Annotated in this window: 11 protein-coding genes; 3 read left to right on the top strand and 8 right to left on the bottom strand. The window is 49.0% G+C overall.

Annotation, left to right across the window (positions count from 1 at the left end; all coding sequences use genetic code 11):
• Positions 1 to 173: 173 nt before the first annotated feature.
• Positions 174 to 773 (bottom strand): cytochrome b/b6 domain-containing protein, encoded by a 600-nt coding sequence (locus QUA23_RS15360; RefSeq protein WP_333076795.1) that lies wholly within the window; start codon positions 771 to 773, stop codon positions 174 to 176.
• A gap of 197 nt (positions 774 to 970) precedes the next feature.
• Here QUA23_RS15360 and QUA23_RS15365 point away from each other — a divergent pair, with 197 nt between their 5' ends.
• Positions 971 to 1,552 (top strand): manganese efflux pump MntP family protein, encoded by a 582-nt coding sequence (locus tag QUA23_RS15365; RefSeq protein WP_333076794.1) that lies wholly within the window; start codon positions 971 to 973, stop codon positions 1,550 to 1,552.
• A gap of 134 nt (positions 1,553 to 1,686) precedes the next feature.
• Entirely contained in the window at positions 1,687 to 2,241 is a 555-nt protein-coding gene (locus QUA23_RS15370; RefSeq protein WP_333076793.1) for a glutathione S-transferase family protein, read from the top strand.
• 84 nt (positions 2,242 to 2,325) lie between these two features.
• Here QUA23_RS15370 and QUA23_RS15375 read toward each other — a convergent pair whose 3' ends face one another.
• The 3 genes from QUA23_RS15375 to QUA23_RS15385 all read right to left on the bottom strand — a co-directional run bounded on the left by QUA23_RS15375 (position 2,326) and on the right by QUA23_RS15385 (position 4,316).
• Positions 2,326 to 2,463 carry a photosystem II reaction center protein K gene (locus tag QUA23_RS15375; protein ID WP_006634808.1) on the bottom strand — a complete coding sequence of 46 codons (138 nt, stop codon included), beginning with the start codon at positions 2,461 to 2,463 and terminating at the stop codon, positions 2,326 to 2,328.
• A 60-nt stretch (positions 2,464 to 2,523) separates the two neighbouring features.
• Entirely contained in the window at positions 2,524 to 3,654 is a 1,131-nt protein-coding gene (gene tgt / locus QUA23_RS15380; RefSeq protein ID WP_333076792.1) for a tRNA guanosine(34) transglycosylase Tgt, read from the bottom strand.
• 212 nt (positions 3,655 to 3,866) lie between these two features.
• On the bottom strand, positions 3,867 to 4,316 hold the full coding sequence (locus tag QUA23_RS15385) for a hypothetical protein (RefSeq protein WP_190662161.1): 450 nt from the start codon (positions 4,314 to 4,316) through the stop codon (positions 3,867 to 3,869).
• 259 nt (positions 4,317 to 4,575) lie between these two features.
• Here QUA23_RS15385 and cobS point away from each other — a divergent pair, with 259 nt between their 5' ends.
• On the top strand, positions 4,576 to 5,373 hold the full coding sequence (gene cobS, locus QUA23_RS15390; protein WP_242722367.1) for an adenosylcobinamide-GDP ribazoletransferase: 798 nt from the start codon (positions 4,576 to 4,578) through the stop codon (positions 5,371 to 5,373).
• Positions 5,374 to 5,657: 284 nt separating this feature from the next.
• On the opposite strand, the gene QUA23_RS15395 is transcribed toward cobS, so the two are convergent.
• From QUA23_RS15395 to QUA23_RS15410, 4 genes are all read right to left on the bottom strand, one after another.
• Entirely contained in the window at positions 5,658 to 9,746 is a 4,089-nt protein-coding gene (locus QUA23_RS15395; RefSeq protein ID WP_333076790.1) for an amino acid adenylation domain-containing protein, read from the bottom strand.
• Between the two features lie 208 nt (positions 9,747 to 9,954).
• Positions 9,955 to 10,929 (bottom strand): cupin-like domain-containing protein, encoded by a 975-nt coding sequence (locus QUA23_RS15400; RefSeq protein WP_333110417.1) that lies wholly within the window; start codon positions 10,927 to 10,929, stop codon positions 9,955 to 9,957.
• Positions 10,930 to 11,067: 138 nt separating this feature from the next.
• Positions 11,068 to 16,092: an aminotransferase class III-fold pyridoxal phosphate-dependent enzyme gene (locus QUA23_RS15405; RefSeq protein WP_333076788.1), complete on the bottom strand. Its 5,025-nt coding sequence runs from the start codon at positions 16,090 to 16,092 to the stop codon at positions 11,068 to 11,070.
• A 3-nt stretch (positions 16,093 to 16,095) separates the two neighbouring features.
• The gene (locus tag QUA23_RS15410; protein ID WP_333076786.1) at positions 16,096 to 19,488 is read right to left on the bottom strand and encodes an amino acid adenylation domain-containing protein; all 3,393 of its coding nucleotides are present in this window, start codon (positions 19,486 to 19,488) and stop codon (positions 16,096 to 16,098) included.
• Between the last annotated feature and the right edge of the window lie 238 nt (positions 19,489 to 19,726).

Below are 19,726 nucleotides of genomic sequence, written 5' to 3' on the forward strand. Positions count from 1 at the left end.
GGGCTGAATTCCTCACTAAAAACCTAACGATCATTTGTTAACCTAAATTGCTATAATAGGATTAGGGAAATAATAAAGGTGCAACCACAGCAAACAACCAACCTGCCATTACCAAGACTTCCGCAACAATTAATAAAATATTTCTGTTAATTTTCAAATTAAGCATTTTCACATTAAGAGCGATCGACCAAAGAGCGAATTTTCTTCCACCAAGCCGCCGGCGAATCTTCCGGGCGATATGCGGCATCAAACATCGACAAAATTAGTGGCAAACCCCCCACCTTCGCACTCCTCAACAAGTGCATTGCCAAACAAAACACCAATACCACCCAACCAGAAGCGTGTAAATAATACCAAACCTGCGTCAATTCCCCAGCCGGCAGCCATTCTTCCTTAACCATACTGCCAGAAGCAAGCGAAAAAGTCAGTGCCAGCAACATCAACGTATTCACAATCCGGTGCAAACTGTACCACCAAATCGGTTTTCCCAACTGCGTTAGTTTCCCAAAAGAATCCGGCTGCACCAAGCGTTTTTGACCTAGGTGAAAACTGTACAATGCAAAAGCAGGCATTATTCCTAACAGCAACATCTTGCCAAAAGTGCCGTGAATCCCGATAATATCTGCAATCTGAGGCACGGGGACTTTGCCAAACCGCCCATCGTAGGTGTTGTAAACCAGAAATGCGCTCAAAATTGCTAAAAGGGCGATCGCAGTATTAACCCCATGCAGTAACCTGAGCAGCAATGGCTGGTACGGTCTAGATGCCGCCATAGTCGATTCTGCTACTTTATAAATAATCTTTTAGAGAATACAGCTAAGCTCGGATTTTTTCAACCCTCGCCAATTGTGAAATAAATGTGAGTAAAAAATGAATAGATTATGATAAGAATGCAATTATATCAAAATTTAGTGTAAACTAAAACGGTCAAGATGAACACTTTATTTATAGCACATAACACCTTACAAAAATGGATGCAGCCACTACCATATTACTTTCCTTGGGACTCGCAGCAGATGCTTTTGCGGTTGCTGTTTCTAGCGGCTTAGCAATCAAACACATGAAGGTCAATAAAGCTTTAAAAATTGCTTTATTTTTCGGAGGCTTTCAAGCTTTAATGCCCGTAATAGGATGGTTAATCGGTCTTAGTTTTAGTTTTTTGATAACACCGATCGACCATTGGATAGCTTTTGGGCTTTTGAGTTTCATTGGCGGGAGAATGATTTATGAATCGCTGCAAAGCGAAGAATGCGAGAAAAAGTTCAATCCCTTAGATACAGGGACTTTAATAACGCTGTCGGTGGCGACGAGTATCGATGCTCTCGCAGTTGGCCTCGGATTTGCTGTCCTGAAAGATTCTATTGCTCCTGCGGTGACGGCGATCGGATTTATTACTTTCTTTTTAGCCTTTGCAGGCGTGTTTATCGGTCACAAATGCGGTAACTTGTTTGCAAATAAAATTGAGATATTGGGCGGAGCAATTTTGATTTTTATTGGCAGCAGAATCTTGTTTATTCACTTGACAGAAGTGCCATTAGTTATCGGCAATTAGTCATTAGTCATTAGTCATTAGTCAGTAGTTATTAGTGGAACAGTGACATCAAAGTCTCTGGTGGCTGCAATTACCAATTACCAATTACCAAAAAATGCTATAACAGCAATATTGCGTTAAAGGATAAAAATTTTGTGCTGAAACTTTACGGCGGAGCCCGCAGCAGGGCCTCAATTGTCAAGTGGTATCTAGAAGAAATAGCGGTTCCCTACGAATTCGTCATGCTGGATATGCAAGCGGGGGCACACTTGCAGCCAGAGTATCTCGAAATTAATCCGATCGGCAAAGTACCGGCAATTGTTGACGGAGATTTTAAACTTTGGGAATCCGGCGCAATTCTGCTGTATTTAGCTCAAAAATATGGTAAGATGCCAGACACTTTGGAGCAGCAAGCTCAAATCGTGCAGTGGGTCACGTTTGCTAACGCCACCCTGGGACCGGGAATATTTACAGAAGCAAGTCGCTCAGGCGAAACTCCCAAGTTGTTAAAACCGTTAAATGAAATCTTCGAGAAACAGCCGTTTTTAATGGGTGATGAATTTGGCGTAGCCGACGCAGCAGTCGGGTCAGTTTTAGCCTACATTCCGATGATGCTAAAACTAGACCTCAGTGCTTATCCGGCTGTTGTAGATTACATCAAGCGGATCTCAGAAAGACCGGCATTCAAAAGTGCGATCGGCGGTAGCTGAAGGCAGAAAGAAGAACGAAACAAAACTTAATAGCTAAAAGCAGGGGCAATTTGTAAATTGCCCCTGCTTTTGATGAAATCAAACTTATCTAAATCCGACAGCCGCCTGCCAAACAAAAGCCAGCAGCAAGAAAAATACGGGAATGACCGGCAAAACATTAACCAAAGGCTCAAAAATCGAATAAGCTTCGGGCAGTTTTGCTAAGAGTAATGCAGCTTCCATGAATCAACCTACCTATCCAACAGAATTTTCATAATTGTCGCATATCTTTACCCAAGGCAATCACGATCGATCGACTCTCGGTGCAAGCCAGTAGGCAAACTCTTCAGTAAATCGATCGGCCAAAATCGCCTCCCGCATCCTCCCCGTAAAGCGAATTAACTCCGTCACATTGTGAAGCGCCAGCAAAGTATACCCCAGGACTTCATTAGCCCGCGCCAAATGGGCCAAATAAGCCCGACTGAATTTTTGGCAGGTATAACAAGGACAAGACTCATCCAGCGGAGCAAAATCCTCCCGGAACCGAGCATTTTTCAAACTCCAGCGTTCCCCACCCACAAAAGCCGTCCCGTGGCGGGCCAGCCGAGTCGGAATCACGCAGTCAAACATATCTACGCCACTCGCCACCGCCAACGCCATTTCCCGATAAGTCCCAATCCCCATCAAATAACGCGGTTTATTTGCCGGCAACAGAGGCGCAGTCACCTTCACAATCTCTGCGATCAAATCCCCCGATTCCCCCACACTAACGCCGCCGATGGCGTAGCCTGGTAAATCCAAATCTACCAACTGGTTCGCCGCCCGCGATCGCAAATCGGGGAAAACGCCCCCCTGGACGATGCCGAACAAAGCTTGATCCGGGCGCGAGTGAGCTTGAATGCAGCGTTGCAGCCAGCGGTAAGTGCGATTTGTGGCAGCCTCCACCTCTTCCCGCGTAGCGGGGTAAGGGGGACACTCGTCAAAGGCCATAATCACATCAGCGCCCAACTCATTCTGAATTTCGATCGATCTTTCCGGCGTCAAATTAATCATGCGGCCATCGCGGGGAGAGCGAAAAGTCACCCCATCATCAGTAATCTTCCGCATTTGGCTCAAGCTAAACACCTGAAAGCCACCCGAATCCGTCAGCATCGGGCCCGGCCAAGCCATAAATTTGTGCAATCCACCCGCGCCTGCGACAATCGCTTCCCCCGGCTGCAAGTGCAAGTGATAAGTATTTGCCAAAACCATTTGAGAACCCGCCGCCTCAAGATGTGCCGGGGTCAAAGTTTTGACATTAGCTAGCGTCCCCACTGGCATAAATTTAGGCGTTTCCACAACACCGTGGGGAGTGGCAAAAACCCCTGCACGCGCTTGGGTATGGCTGCAATTAGCCTGACATTTAAAAGAAAATTTCGCCCTGTCCTCAGTCATTAGTCCCCGATGCTCGTTAACCGCTACTCGGCCGTCCGTGTTATCTAATCTATTGTTGTTGACATCGCGACAAAAAAAACCATGACCCCGCCCAAAAACGGATACAAGTTTCCGACAATCGTCGTGGAGGGCAAAAAATTTTAGACCTTAGTTCTAACTCCCAGATTGAATGCTGCAAGTAAATCTAAAATCTAAAATCGACTGACTGACGATTAAAACGGGGAATCATCGTCGTCCAATTGTAGATCCCAGTTGCCTGAGAGTACCTGATCGACAACCGCATCCAAAGCTGCAGCATTTAAATTCCGGGCGAATTGCTCTTGCAAAGGATTGGAGAGGGGAATTAACCGCAACTGCCGTCCATCTTGAATCAGGTCAAAATAAGCACCATCTTCAGGGGACTGTTTAAGTTCCAGGTAATCAAAACTATAGACGTTCAAATAAAGCGCATGATTGGCAATCAGCGTAGAACGGTGGGGGTTGGCGAAGACTTCGAGTACATAACCTTCCCCTTCGCTATAAATCTCGCCATCTTGTATGTGAAGGTAGCGAACACGTCCTAAATCAAACAGCAATCTTTTGATATCGCGTTTGTTGACGACAATCCCTGTATCGATGATGCAAGGAGCAACTACCCTGTTATTCAATTGATCGTGACTCATGGAGTAAAAGCCTCTGTTGTAGTATTTTCCCGTCTTGAACATCAGGGAGTTAGCTAGAATTCTTGGGAAGGGAAACGCGGATCTTGATTTTAGTCTTTTTAGATAGGGAGCTTTGGGATCGCTGCCGACAGAGGTTTTCCGGGGAAAAGAGCGGGCGACAGGAGGAATGCTCGATCCAAAAAACTAGGGTGTTACAGTCCAATTCTGGCACACGCTAATCGATTGACAACTGCCTACCAGATGAAAAATTTTCTATCTTATGGTGCATGATAAATGGGTTCGCTCTACGATCGACTTTTTCCGGAATCAAGGCGCTGCCATCGCAGCCGCAGTCGCTTTTTATACTTGTTTGCCGGTACCAGTGTCTTGGACTTTGGAGTTTCGGGGCATTGCCCGCTTGGCACCGGCGATCGGGCTTTTGATTGGGGGGATGGTCGGCCTGGCGGATGTTGGGTTGCAGTTGTTGGGAATGCCTGCTCTGACTCGATCGGCCTTGGTGGTAGTCTTGGGCATCGCGGTGACTGGCGGGCTGCACCTAGACGGGGCAATGGACGCGGCGGACGGGCTGGCTGTACCCGACCCCGTGCGTCGGCTGGAAGTCATGCGGGACAGCGTTACAGGAGCCTTTGGGGCGATGGCTGCGATCGCGATCGTGCTGCTGAAAACTGCCGCTCTCTCGGACTTGAATAACTATCGGTGGCTGGCTTTGATGGGTGTCGCCGGTTGGGGAAGGTGGGCCCAACTGGTGGCGATCGCCCGCTATCCCTATCTCCGGGCTGAGGGCAAGGGAGCTTTTCACAAAGAATCTATTTATTCTCCTTTTGATTTTATACCGGGAGTGCTGTTGCTGCTGAGTTTGAGCGTGGTGCAAGTTGTCTTGGAGGGCGATCGGTGGCTGTTGGCGGTGGGGATGGCTTTGGGGGGAAGTGCGATCGGAATTTTTGCCGGAGCCTGGTTTAACCACCGTTTGGGCGGCCACACGGGCGATACTTACGGTGCTGTAGTCGAGTGGACGGAGGCTTTGTTGCTGTGTCTTTTGGCGGCATTGGAAGGTTAAACAGTTGACAGTTGACAGCGAGTTTTTAGCATGGGGATTTAAACAATTGATATCAAATCCGATAGCATCGAAATTGTAAAATCGAGTCATATCAAATCCGCGCTTCATAGTCCTGTATTCATCTCTCTCTGATCTTCCTCTGTGTTCTCTGCGCCCTCTGTGGTTAAATCATTCCGATGCAACCAGAAACGATTTGATAGTTGATAGTTGATAGTTCACAGCGAAAATTATATCGGAGTTTTTGCTGTCCATTGTCCACAGTCAATTGTCCTAATTGTCCTATGTTAACCTTGAGCCCGATTGACCGCAGCCTGCAATTTTTCCCCCAGTATCCGAACGTGAGGTTCTTTTAACATCCCAAGGTGGTCGCTAGGAATCTCGTGAACCTCTATTCCTCCCGTAATTACCCTACCCCAACCTAATTCTATGTCAGCCCCAAACGCCTCCGCACTCTCAATTGCCTTGAAAACAGAGGCCCCACCCGTATAAACTCCCCCTGCATAATGTTTCAATGCCTGATGATTTAATTCCCTATGAGTGAAGTTTTCCAAATAAATTGGCAGGGGACGCCCCACCGCCCGGTACAAATTGCACAAAATTCTCCACTGAATCTCAGTGAGATTCTCGATTTTTCCGCTCAGATTGCTCTTCGCTTTATTCATAAATGCACCGGGGGTGAGACGTAAAATTCTCATTATGCCATCACTGCGCTTCATCTCAAACGAATTGTTGAAAGCATCCGGCCCGTAAGTGTCCAACAATCCCAGCAAAGCTACCTTCTCACCTAGATCGTGAAGTTGGCGAGCCATCTCAAAAGCTACCGTCCCCCCAAAAGATACTCCTAAGAGAAAATAAGGGCCGTGTGGCTGGAAAGTTTGCATTTCTTTTATGTAATAAGCTGCCAATTCCTCAACTCGATTGGGGGGAGCCAATTTTTCATCCATAATCTGGGTTGACAGTCCCAAAACAGGCTGCGATCGATCGATATAATTCATTAAAGGACGGTAAAATTCCAATCCTCTGCCGAGCACGTGGATGCAGAACAGAGGCGGTTTGTAACTTCCGGTTCCCGGTTGAATCACGACCATTGACGGAGAAGGCGAAGACCATTCAGGTTCGCGGAGAATGTCAGCCAATTGCTCAACTGTTGGCGATTGGAAAATAGCAGACAGCGGCAGCTTTTTGTCGAAGACTTTTTCAATTTCAGCTAACAGGCGCGCTGCTAGCAGGGAATGTCCTCCCACCTCGAAGAAATTGTCCCTGATTCCCATTGAATGGATGCCTAAAACTTGTTGCCAAATTTCTGTCACTTGGAGTTCTAATTGGTCGCGCGGGGCAACAGCAATTGTTTCATTGGGCGCAGCGTCGCTAGATTGCCACTTTTGAGTTGCCAAAGCGCGGCGGTCTACTTTGCCGTTGGGGTTTAAGGGCAAAGCGTCGAGGAACACAAACCCAGCAGGTATCATGTAGTCTGGCAGTCTTTCTTGCAGGAAACTGCGCAGGGTACCGGCTGCGAGAATTTGACCTGGGCGGGAAACTGCATAAGCTGCGAGACATTTGTTGCCGGAAGCATCTAACTGAACTGCGATCGCCGCTTGGCTGACATCTGGATGTCCGGCGAGCACAGCCTCAATTTCTCCCACTTCTATGCGGAAGCCGCGAATCTTTACCTGATTGTCGGTGCGTCCGAGGTACTCGATGTTACCGTCGGGCAGGTAGCGCGCTAAATCCCCTGTTTTATAAAGATTTGAGGCAGGAAGCAGGCTTGAAACCGATCGATTTTCTGCATTTTCCAATCCATCTTCTTTGCTTGTAAAAGGATTCGGAATAAACCTTTCGGCTGTCAGATCGGGGCGGTTGAGATAGCCTCTGGCCAAGCCGGCGCCGCCTGCATATAATTCCCCCGGAACGCCGATCGGCACTGGCTGCAAATACCGATCGAGTATGTAAACTTGAGTATTGGCGATCGCCCGCCCGATGGGAACGGAATTGCTAATTTCACTGGCAGAGTCGATCGGCGCGCAGCAAGTAAAAGTCGTATTTTCGGTCGGCCCGTAACCGTTAATTAATTTGCAGTTTGGAACTTCTCGCAGCAACTTCTGGACGTGGGGAACAGATAAAACGTCGCCGCCTGCCAACAGTTGGCGCACACCCTTTAAATCCTCAATGCGATCGTCCACCATCAAGTGAAACAGTCCGGCGGTCAGCCACAAAGTTGTCACTTTGTATAAGCGAATTGCCTCTCCCAACTCTGCCAAAGACGGGCTGCCGGGAGGGAATACCGCCAATTTCGCCCCGTTCAGCAGCGCTCCCCAAATTTCCAAAGTCGAGGCGTCGAAGGAAATGGGAGCCAGTTGCAGGAAGACTTCTGCTGCGGTGAGGCTGGCGAAATTAGTGTCTTTGACTAACCGGACTACGCCCCGGTGGACGACGCAAACGCCTTTGGGCTTGCCTGTCGAGCCTGAAGTATACATTACATAAGCCAAATTTTCGGCATTAGCGAGATTCGCCGGATTTTCCTCACTTTGGGCGTTTATTTCCTCCCGGGCCGCATCCAGGCAAATTACTTTCGCTCCGCAGTCGGGAAGTCTTTCTACTAGGTTCTGTTGAGTCAAAAGCACCGATATTTGGGCGTCTGACAGCATGAAATCCAGTCGCTCTTTGGGATAAGCGGGGTCTAAGGGCAAGTAAGCCGATCCGGCTTTGAGAACAGCCAAAAGTGAGACGATCGCCTCGATCGAGCGATCTAAACAAATGCCCACTAACACTTCCGGGCCAGCGCCCAAAGTTTGCAAGTAATGTGCGAGTTGATTGGCGCGACAATTTAGATGTTGGTAGGTTAGCTGTTGCTCTCCAAACACTACGGCTACAGCGTCGGGAGTTTGTTCTGCTTGAAGTTCAAATAGTTGGTGAATGCAGGCAGATTCGGGATAATTTGTTTGAGTGTTATTCCACTCAACTAATAGCTGTTGCCGTTCCGCTGCCGTCAAAACTGGCAAGTTTTTCAGCGGGTGCTCTGGATTAGCAACTATCCCCTCTAACAGCACCTCAAATTCAGCCATGCGGCGGCGGATTGTCGCAGCATCAAATAAGTTGGTATTGTACTGGCACTCCAGCACGAGTTTGTTTTTTGTTTCGCTGGCATTTACTGCCCATTCAAAGTTTTCAAAAGTTCTTGGATTCGAGAAGACTTCAGCTTCAAAACCGTCAAAATTAAGTTGCTCTTCTGCAAGCTGCACGTCCAGATTAAAAGTTACAGGCACTAGCGGAATGCGGCTGAAATCCCGCGGCACTGCTAGTTTTTTTACCAGAGTACCGAAGGTTAGCTGCTGGCAGTCAAGAGCATCTAAAATTGCCGTGCGGCGCGATCGCAAATAATCGATAAAAGATTGTTCCTCGTTAATGCGGGTGCGGAGCGGCAACAAGCTCACGCAGTGTCCCGCAAGCTTGTCTTTTCCCCCAACCAGTTGTCCCGCCGCAGGCATTCCGACAACCAAATTTTCTTGCCCGCACAAGCGGTACATAAAAGCTTCAAATGCAGCAAACAGAGTTGTAAAAAAACTGCATCCTGCTTTTTTTCCCAGGCGTTTGAGGTTAGCAACCAAATCAGGATTGAGTTCCCAATCTTCCCGCGAACCCTCGTAAGTTCTCAAAGCAGGTCGCGATCTGTCTGTCGGCAAATCTAGCACCGGAATTGTGCCTGAAAACTGCTCCAGCCAATACTTCTCAGCCTCAATTATTTCGGCTGTTGTTGAGTTTTCTTCTTGTGAAATTGCGTATTCTATAAAACTTTCTGGTTGTGGAAGATTAGCAGCTAACCCTTGCTGTCTGGCAGAATAAATTGCACCTAAATCCGGGAATAGTATGCCCCAAGACCAGCCATCGCAAATGATGTGGTGGCCGGTGAGAATAACGATGTGTTCCTGCTCTTGCAGCTTAATAATTTGACTGCGAAACAGCGGCCCGCGCACTAGATTGAAAGGGCGATCGACTTCTTGACGGCGCAAATGTGCTAATTTAGATTCGCGATCGCGAGCGTCCAAAATTGACAAGTCAATTGTGGGAATGTCAAGGGCGATCGACGACGCAATACAAAGAGTCGATCCGTCGGGGCTAAATGTTGCCCGCAGCGCCTCGTGCCGCTGTACTAATTCCTGGATGGAAAATCGGAGAGATTCAACGTCGAGGTTTCCTTGCAATCGCAGACACATCGACTCGTTGTAAGCGCAATTTGCCTCGTCTCCCATTTGCACGGCAATCCAGATTTCTTTCTGCGATTCCGTCGCGGGTACGCAAGCAAAAAGTTCTCCGCCGGCGAAAGGATTGAAGTCTACAGCAGTTAGTTTTGGTTGTAAATCTGTGGCTATTTTCATTGGCTATTAACGGTAGTGCAACTAAATAAATTAAATTGTCTTTGTTGTATGGGAGATTTGTTTTAAAGAGGTCGATTGGGATTTACCGTTGGGTAGGAGCGGATTTATGAGATTATTAGTCAGAGACAATTATTGTTGGTCAAAACCGCCCCTAGGGGATTTACAGCAGATTCAATTGATCGAGGGAGTAACTAACCAGAATTTGGTATTACTCCGTCCCCATCGATCTTTCGCGAGCACTCAGCAAAGCACCTGCACTCGTCAGATAAGCATTAATCATCTTGGCTTTGACCGAATTGTTGCCTCTGGAGATGCAACATTCGTTAGTAAAAAATTTCCAATTTGATTCGCAAAGTTGGTCAAATGCTACAGAAATTGTTAAAGTCAGCGACCTTGCGGTGTGATACCAGCCGCAGGGAATAAATAGCGTTTCACCGGCTGAAATTGTAATCGTTGTGGGTGTAGCTTCAGCCAAAAGCGGATATTTTTTTAAATCTGGATTGTGATGGTTTTCAATCTCAGATAGCCAAGGAGCACCTGGTTTTGGGTAAAGATACTTTTGCTGATCCGGCGGAAAAATTGTAAATTCTTTTTCCCCGTAAATTTGATTAATATACGCATAAAGCCCGAGAAAATCGTAGTGCAAATAAGGAAATTCTCCGCCCGGCCCGCCGAAGAATATTTCTAAGTCGTACAAATCATTGAGCAGCATCTTCGGAATTAAGCTGCTGTGCGTGCGATCGGGTGTGGCAATACTCGGTCTGGGAGAAATATCTGGTTCTAAATCGGCAAAATCTTTGCGGACATTTAGTTTGAAAGGATAGGGAGCCGGATTCTGTTTTGTGGAATTTTTTAGTAAATCGAACAATTTGTTGATCGTGTAAATGTTACCACCTATTTCAATTTCTCGATCGCCAAATTTTTCCTGAAAATACTCCGGCGTAAATTTCGTTTTTGCAGGCCAATCTTTTGATAAATCCGTGAAAATCACTGGCTTGCCTGGGTTGCGATACTCGTGAATAAATTCCCGGTGAGTAAGATTTGTGCGGCGGTCTACTTGAATCGTTTTTGCTGTTTGGAGCATTTTAGTTTTTCCTAGCTTTGTTAGTTGAAATTGATTGCCGATTTGAATAGATTTATCGTGTTCGTGGTGCGGGTTTACTAGATTGTTTGTCTGAGGCAATTATTGTTGGTCAAACCCGCCCCTACAGGTAGATTGAGATTTACCATTGGGTGGGGGCGGGTTTGCGAAATTGTTTGTCTGAGGCAATTACGGTTGGTAAAACCCGCCCCTACAGGATTTAATTACCAACCCTAACCGTCAATTTGATAGACTATCTCCTACTTGTAAATGTTTTCCTGGACGCTCTGGGTCTACTATGTACCAAGCTGGATTGCCATTAGAATCTCGCCCTAATTTGGCACCGGGTACGGGAGAATTGTTCGAGAAAGCAATTGACGATTTCGATCCATTTGTATTGCCATTTTTGTGGAACTCGATCGCCTTAACAGTCCCACCAGACGGAGCGGCCAAAAATCCGGCTGACTGCAATTCGGCAATGCTGTTTTTAAATGCTTCCTTGGCAAAAGCAATATCTGCGTCGGAATGCGCTAGCGTCAGAAAACACGGGCGGTGATCCCAAATGTGAATTCCTTTTTCCCGCAGCGAGTAAAAGAGCAGTTCTCCATGAGTAAAATCTTGCGGGTAGGTGATTTTGAACAGGGAACCAAAGTTTTTAACTGTGAAAGGTGCTTGCTCTCGATCGAAGATAGCGTTCAATTCAGCAACGAATTTGTCGGTTTTGGCATTGAGTTCGCGCTGCAATTTCGGCCCGCCGCGCTTCAAATATTCGAGAGATGCCTTGGCCGCTGCTAAAGTCAGGGGATGGCGCACAAAAGTCCCTGCAAAATAGGTAACGCCAACTTCAGGGAACGAGTCGTCGCCGAACTGCCAAAAACCGCCGTCTAAAGCGTCCATCCAGGCTGATTTGCCCGCGATTACCCCGATCGGCATCCCGCCGCCGACAACTTTGCCGTAGGTGCCGATATCCGCTTGTACGCCGAAATATTCTTGGGCCCCGCCCGGTGCAATGCGGAATCCGGTAATTACTTCGTCCATAATGAAGGCGCAACCGGCTTGCTCGGTAATCCGGCGCACTTCGTGGAGGAATTCTCGCGGTTGCCAGTCGGGGCGGCGGCTTTGTACCGGTTCTACCATGATGGCTGCGAACTCGCCTGCCCGCGCTTTGAGGATTTCCAGGGATTCTGGTTCGCCGTAGTCGAGGATTAGGGTATTGTCAACAGCGGATTGGGGAATGCCCGGTGCTGCGGCGAGCGATCGCAGTTTTTTGGTGCCGCGCACGATCACTTCGTCGAAAATTCCGTGATAGTCGCCCGTAAACATGACGATCGTACTGTTGCCGGTGACGGTGCGGGCTAGGCGCATTGCGCCCAAAACTGCCTCAGAACCCGTGTTGCAGAAGGCGGCGCGATCGTGTTTCGTCATCTCGCACACGAGCTCGGCAACTTCCCCGGCTAGCGGTGTTTGCGGGCCGATTTCATACCCGCGCTGCATTTGGGCTGCGATCGCTTCTGTAATAAATGCAGGCGAATATCCGAAAAAGTTCGACCCGAAACCGTTGGTTAAATCCACGTACTCGTTACCGTCTTCATCCCAAAGTTTAGAACCGGACGATCGCCCCACCACGATCGGATAAACCAACTCTTTCATCGTCCGGTTAAACCCGGAAACTACCCGCGGATCGGCGAGGTGGTGGCGGTGAGTCTGAGTGTACTGTTTGGATTTCTGAGTTCGCGCCGTATATCGCTTGACAAATGTTTCTAAATATGCTGATTGCGACGGAGTTAATCCGTCGCGATCGGAGGTGTCGATGCGGGCGGCGGCACCGAACACCTTTTTTGGTTCTGCTGTTGGTTCTGCTGTGGGTGCTGCTGTTGGTGCGATCGCGCTGCCGTTAGTCTGGGATGGAGGGATATTTTGAACGGGTGCCGGCGGCTGCGGCATAACTTGACCGTTGGCTGCAGGTGTCGGCTGTGCGGGAACCAAACCAGCGCCGCCCAACAGTTCTAGCTGTCGCGACATAATTTGCAACTGCTGCCCGATCAGGTATTCGAGATTGCCAGACTGTACGGGATTCAAAATTTGAGGCCCAGGGCTGGGTAAGGGCAGATTTACAGGGGCGCTGACTGCAACGGGAGTGGCAATGGGCGCAGGAGGTGCTGCTGTCGGTGCGATCGCCGCTGCTGGTACGGGCGCGGCTTGTTGAACGACAGGAGTTGCAGGCAAAACCTCCGGCGGCAGAGCACTATCGATAAATTCAGATAAAGTGCCGAGAGTTGGCACAGTTTCTAATAGCTGGCGAAAGGTAATTTTGATGCTAAATTCTTTTTGCAAATTCAGCGCTACTTGAGTTAAAGACAGAGAATCTAAACCCATTTCTAGGAAAGTCAAGTCCTCATCAACACTGCCTAAATCCTCGCCAGAAGTTTCTTCTAGTATATTTTTAATTACAGGAATCAGTCGGTATTTGCGCGCTGCTTGTTGGGTTTCAACCTGTGAATTTGGCATCGGTAAGTGGGAATTGGTAGTTGCTAATTGGGAATTGGTAATTGGTAATTGAGGAACGGGCAATTCCTCGACTATTTCACTCTTGCCCTCTGACACTTTTGGTTCGATCCAGAAGCGCTTGCTCTCGAACGGATAAGTTGGCAAGGGAAGGCGATCGCGCGTTTCCTCCTGATAAAAACTCTGCCAGTCGATCGATACTCCGCAGAGCCAAAGCTGTCCGGCTGCACTCAACAAAGCCGCCCATTCAGTTTGATTTTCATGGCTGTCGCTGAGGGAAGAAATGGCAACTTGTTTTTTCAAATCTTTGGCTTGTTTGCGAGCTAAAGTAGCAGCCGTTGTTCTCGGCCCAACTTCCAAAAGTATCCGATTCGGATCTTGCCAAAGCTCTTTGATCCCGTCTGCAAAACGCACTGTCGCCCGCAAATGCCGCGCCCAATACATCGGATCGGTTGCTTGCTCCCCTGTTATCCAACTAGCAGTTACAGTCGAAACAAATGGAATAGTTGGCGCTGACAACTGCACTTTTTTGACATATTCGGCGAAAGGTTCGACGATCGAATCTACCATCGGCGAATGAAAAGCGTGGGAAGTGTGCAGTTGTTTGCAGACAACGCTTTCGCTTTCTAATTGCTGCTGGAAAAGTGCGATCGCCTCCGTCGGCCCGGAAACCACGCACAAATCCGGCGCATTCACCGCCGCCACTGCCAAATCCGCACTCAAGCGCCCTTCTACTTCGGCAGTCGGCAAGCGCACCGACAGCATCGAACCCCCCGGCAAATCTTGCATCAAGCGCCCTCTCGCTGCCACCAGCATCAAGGCATCTTCCAGGGAAAACACGCCTGCGATCGTTGCCGCTACAAATTCGCCGATGCTGTGCCCGATCACACCTTGGGGAATGACGCCCCAACTCTGCCACAGCTTGGAAAGCGCGTATTCTACGGTAAATATCGCAGGCTGAGTCAAGAAAGTTTGGCGCAGCGATTCGGTGGCTGTCGCTTCATCGCTGCCGGGATACAGCACTTTCCGCAAATCTCGGCCGAGGTGCGGCTGCAAAATTTCGGCGCAGCGATCGACTGTTTCGCGGAATAAAGGCTCGGATTCGTACAAATTCAAGCCCATATTGACGTATTGCGACCCTTGTCCCGGAAACATGAAGATTACTGCCGGATTTCTCGATTCGGTGCAGCGGGTTGCAGTACGCAGCGGTGGCAGGGATTCGAGTAACTGCACGGCATCGGTGCGATCGCTGCAAACGGCGAAGCGCCGGTAATTGAAGGCTTGCCGCCCGGTTTGCAGGGTGTAAGCAGCATCGGCGAGATCGATCTCCGGGTTTTGGGCGAGGTGCGATCGCAAATTTGCGGTAGCTGCGTCCAAAGCAGATGGAGTTTTCGCCGACAGCAGCAGTAACTGCCGGGGGCGAGAAGGACTTGACGGTTCCAGCGCGGGCGCTTCTTCGAGGACAACGTGAGCGTTGGTGCCGCCGACACCAAACGAACTGACACCCGCTCTTCTGGGCGTTTTGCCGGCTTTCCATTCCGAGAGTTCGGCGTTGACGTAGAAGGGGCTGTTGGCAAAATCAATGGCTGGATTCGGTTGCTCGAAGTGCAGAGTGGCGGGTATTTTCTGGTGTTTGAGGGCTAAAGCTGTTTTGATCAGCCCTGTGACTCCCGCTGCGGCGATCGTGTGTCCGAAGTTGCTTTTGACGGAGCCGATCGCGCAAAATTGTTTGGCTGCGGTTTTCAGGGAAAAAGCCTGAGTTAGCGCTTCTATTTCGATCGGATCGCCCAGGGGGGTTGCCGTGCCGTGGGTTTCGACGTAGGATATCGTTTCGGGATCTACGTCCGCCATCGCGTGCGCCATCGCGATCGCGTCTGCTTGGCCGTCTACGCTGGGTGCGGCAAAACTGACTTTGGCTGCCCCGTCGTTATTGAGTCCGACTCCGCGAATTACGGCATAGATTGTATCTCTGTCGGCGATCGCTTCTTCCAAACGCTTGAGTACAACAGCCCCGGCAGCGTTGCCGAACACGGTTCCTTCAGCCTTGGCGTCGAAAGGTTTGCAGTGTCCGTCGCTGGAGAACATTCCCCCTTCTTGATACAAATAACCGCTATTTTGGGGCACCGTAATTGATATCCCGCCGGCCAGGGCTAAGTCGCACTGGTAGCTCATCAAAGCATAAAAAGCTTGACAAACTGCAACTAATGATGTAGAGCAAGCGGTATGTACGCTGACGCTCGGCCCTTTGAGATTCAGCTTGTAAGATGTGCGGGTAGCAATGTAGTCTTTTTCATTGGCTACCATCACCTGAAATTCGCCCGCGCGGGAAATTACATCCGATCGTCCGGCGATGTTGTTGGGAAAATAAGTATTGTTGCCCGTGCCGGCGTAAACTCCGATCGAGCCGTTGAAAGTATTCGGATCGCAGCCTGCATTTTCTAGGGCGGCCCAAGCTATTTCTAAAAAAACGCGCTGCTGCGGGTCGGTAATTTCGGCTTCGCGGGGGTTCACGCCGAAAAATGCTGCATCAAACCGATCGGCCCCGTCAATAATTCCTCTAGCTTTGACGTAATTGGGATTTTGTCTGAGATTGTGGTCGATGCTGGGGTCTAGTTCTGCGTCGCCGAACAACGTTGTAGACTCCACTCCGCCGCACAAATTCTGCCATAATTCAGCGACACTGGCAGCGCCGGGAAAGCGGCCCGCCATGCCAATAATCGCAATGCCGTCAAGTTCTGAGTTTTCCTGCGAATTTGTCATAAATTAGGGTTTTTTGGTAGATTGCTTTTGCCGTTTAAAAGCAGCTTTTTGCCGATCGGCCCTGTCTTGAAATTTGTTGTTGGACGGGCTCGCGCTTTGTCCCTCGTTTAAATAATTTGCCAATTGGGCGATCGTCGGGTGCTGGAACAACTTCACCACTGGCAAGTCTTTACCTAACAGACCCCGAACTTGGACTGCAACTTGCAGCGTCATCAAAGAATTGCCTCCAATCTCGAAGAAATTGTCGTGAATGCCGACGCGATCGAGCTTCAGCAGCTTAGACCAAACACCCGCCAGCAAAAGCTCCAACTCGCTTTGGGGTGCAGCGTAACTCTGGGACTGTTCTTGTCGCTGCGAGTCAGGTGCCGGCAGGGCGCGGCGGTCGATTTTCCCGCTGGGCGTCTTCGGCATTGCCTCAACATTTACAAACACCGCAGGCACCATGTAATCTGGGAGTTGCCCTTGCAGGTAACGGCGGAGGTCGGCTATTGCCAATTGCTCCTCTGGATTGGCAACTATGTATGCAACCAGTCGTTTGTCCCCCGGTGCGTCTTCCCGCGCCAGCACCACAGCTTGTTTGACGGCGCGATGTTTTGCCAGCGCGGTTTCGATTTCTCCCAACTCTATGCGGAAGCCGCGAATTTTGACTTGACCGTCAATCCGCCCGATGTACTCGATGTTACCGTCGGGCAGGTAGCGAGCTAAATCTCCTGTTTTGTATAGGCGATCTTCGGAAGGCAGAAGGGAAAGATCGGATTCGATCGCGCTTATTTCATTGTGTTTAAAAGGATTGGGAATAAATTTTTCAGCAGTCAAGTCCGGGCGGTTGAGATAGCCCCGGGCCAAACAGATACCCCCGATGTACAGTTCTCCCCCTACTCCTAAAGGTATAGGCTCACCATCTTTTTGTAACAGATATATCTCCGTGTTGGCAATAGGGCGGCCGATCGGAGGCAGTGCGGGCCAATCTCCGGGCGGACCTGCGAGGGTATAAGCTGTTACAACGTGGCTCTCGGAGGGGCCGTATTGATTGTGCAGGGTACAATTTTCTAGCTGCTGAAAGAAACTGGCTATGTAACGGTTGACTTGCAACTGTTCACCGGCGGTGATTACTTCGCGCAGCGATTTCGGTACTAGCTGATAGGTATCGGCTGCTTCGGCTAAGTGTTGCAGGGCGATGAAAGGGAGAAAGAGCCTTTGAATTTTTTCTTGGTCGATTAGCTGCAACAAACTCTGGGCATCTCGCCGGATTTCTTCTGTGATGAAAACGAGGGTGCCGCCGGCACACCAAGTACAGAACATTTCTTGAAACGAGACATCGAAGCTGAGAGATGCAAATTGCAGGGTTTTGGCTGGGCCCTCAAGGGTGGAGTTTTGCAGTTGCCACGCTATTAGGTTGACTAGGGAACGGTGCGGGAGGGGAACTCCTTTGGGTTTGCCTGTGGAACCGGATGTATATATTGTATAAGTTAAATTTTGGGGAGAGACGCTGCTAGCTGGGTTTTCCGTGGTGTGACTGCTGATTGTTTCCCAGTCTGCGTCCAAACAAACGGCGCGGGCTTGATGTGCGGGCAGCCCCGCCACTAAGTGAGATTGAGTGAGGATAACGGGAGCTTGGGTGTCGGCTAACATGAAGGTCAGCCGTTCTTGGGGGTAGGCTGGATCGAGGGGAACGTAAGCTGCGCCTGCTTTGAGAACGCCTAAAACGGCGATCGCAATTTCTAAGGAACGTTCCATGCAAATAGCTACTAAAACATCGGGGCCGACGCCTAATTGCTGCAAGTAATGGGCTAGTTGATTGGCTTTGGAATTGAGTTCTAGGTAGGTGAGTTGCTGTTGGAGATTTTGGGAAAAAACAGCGGCAATGGCATCGGGCGATCGCTCGACTTGTGCTTCAAATAATTGGTGAACGCATTTGTCTTGCGGATAATTTGCTTGAGTTTGGTTCCACTCCTGCAACTGAGCAAGTTCGGCTGCTGTCAGCATTGACAATTTGCTGATTTTCTGCTGGGGATTCGCAGCTATACTTTCTAGCAAAGTTTGCAGGTGTCCCAACATTCGGGTAATGGCGGTCGGATCGAAGCGCTGGCGATCGCCCGCAATTTTCAACAGCAGTTCGGTTCCCCCGTATGCGTAAACAGTTAGGGGAAAACTTGTCTGTTCTAAAAGCTGAAATTCTCGGTTTTGCCAGTTGCCACCCAGAGCTTGCAAAGCAGAGTTAATGTGATATTTTTCAACTACTAGCAGGCTTTCAAATAAAGCTGTGCCGCGGGAAATCTCGCTCCATTCTTGAGTTTTTGCCAGCGGCACGTTCCCGTATTCTTGAAATGCCGTCCACTGAGTTTGCAGTTGTTTGAGCCAGTCTATCGCTGATAAATCGGGAGATACAATTACCCGAAACGGCAAAGTATTTATGAATAATCCTACCGCTGATTCTGCGTTTTCTAGATTCTGCGATCGGCTGTTGTAAATAGTTCCAAATACTACATCTTCAGAACCGGAACAGCGGCTCAAAAGTAAAGCCCACGCTCCTTGCATCAGGGTATTTAGGGTTAGTTGCTGTTCTTGAATGAGGGAGTTTAAGGCTGCGGTTACGCTGCTAGAAAGCCGGATTTCTGGTTCTGCTGATAAATTTTCTGTTGGTGTCACGAACAGGCCAGATGCCTGTTCCACAACTGATGAATTTCCTGGTGGGGCGGGCATCTTGCCGGCCCTTGAAAAATCCCCAACCAAAGGGGTAGGAGCGCTGAAACCCCTTAAGTATTGTTTCCAGAATGTTTCGGCTTTTGAGATGTCTGGCTGCTGCGTCCACTCGATAAAATCTCGATCGCAACGGGGCGGTTGTAATTCTAATGGTCGATCGGCACACAGAGATTCGTACAAGCTAAAAACTTCTTGCAAAACAAGGATTGCAGAGGTACTGTCAAGCAAAATGTGGTGATAAGTCCAGATCAGTTTGTACTCGGTTTCCGAGCAGCGGAACCAAGCCAAACGCATCAGTGGGGGTTGAGTTAGGTCAAAGCCTTGCAGGCGATCGGCTTGCAAATAGGTTTCGAGTTGGTGGGCGCGATCGCCCTCCGACAAATTGCGCCAGTCTTGTTCAACGCTTGGAAGTTCAACTTGTTGGTGTAATGTTTGCAGCGGAACTTCTTCACCTGACCAACAAAAACTCGTTCTCAAGATGGGATGCCGCTGCACTATTTGCTGCCAAGCTTTGAGGAAAGCTGAAACATTCAAATTTTCCCGGATGCTACAGATAGCTTGTTCGATGTCTATCCCTGATTGTTGACCCGAAAGGCTGTCGAACAACATCCCCTGCTGTATCGGTGAAAGTTGATAGGAAGATTCACTATCAGTGGTTGCGGACTGCGGGCGATCGTCTGCTGGCAATGACATATTTATTTATATTTAAGTATTGATGGAAAAGACTTTTGAGCAACTGTATGGGGATTTTTAAGGCTTTTTTAAGTAACTATTCATCCCCAAGCACGGTAAAATAATCGATCGCGTGCATCTGACATAATATTTTGTTTTTGGCTGTAATATTTTGTCACTTCAGCCGATGTTAACTCACACTCTACCGCCCTGTAAAGTACCTATGATACATTTTACGGGTAGTGCCATCTCATAGCAT

This window comes from Microcoleus sp. Pol1C5, assembly GCF_036701115.1.
In the GTDB taxonomy this organism is placed as follows: domain Bacteria; phylum Cyanobacteriota; class Cyanobacteriia; order Cyanobacteriales; family Microcoleaceae; genus Microcoleus.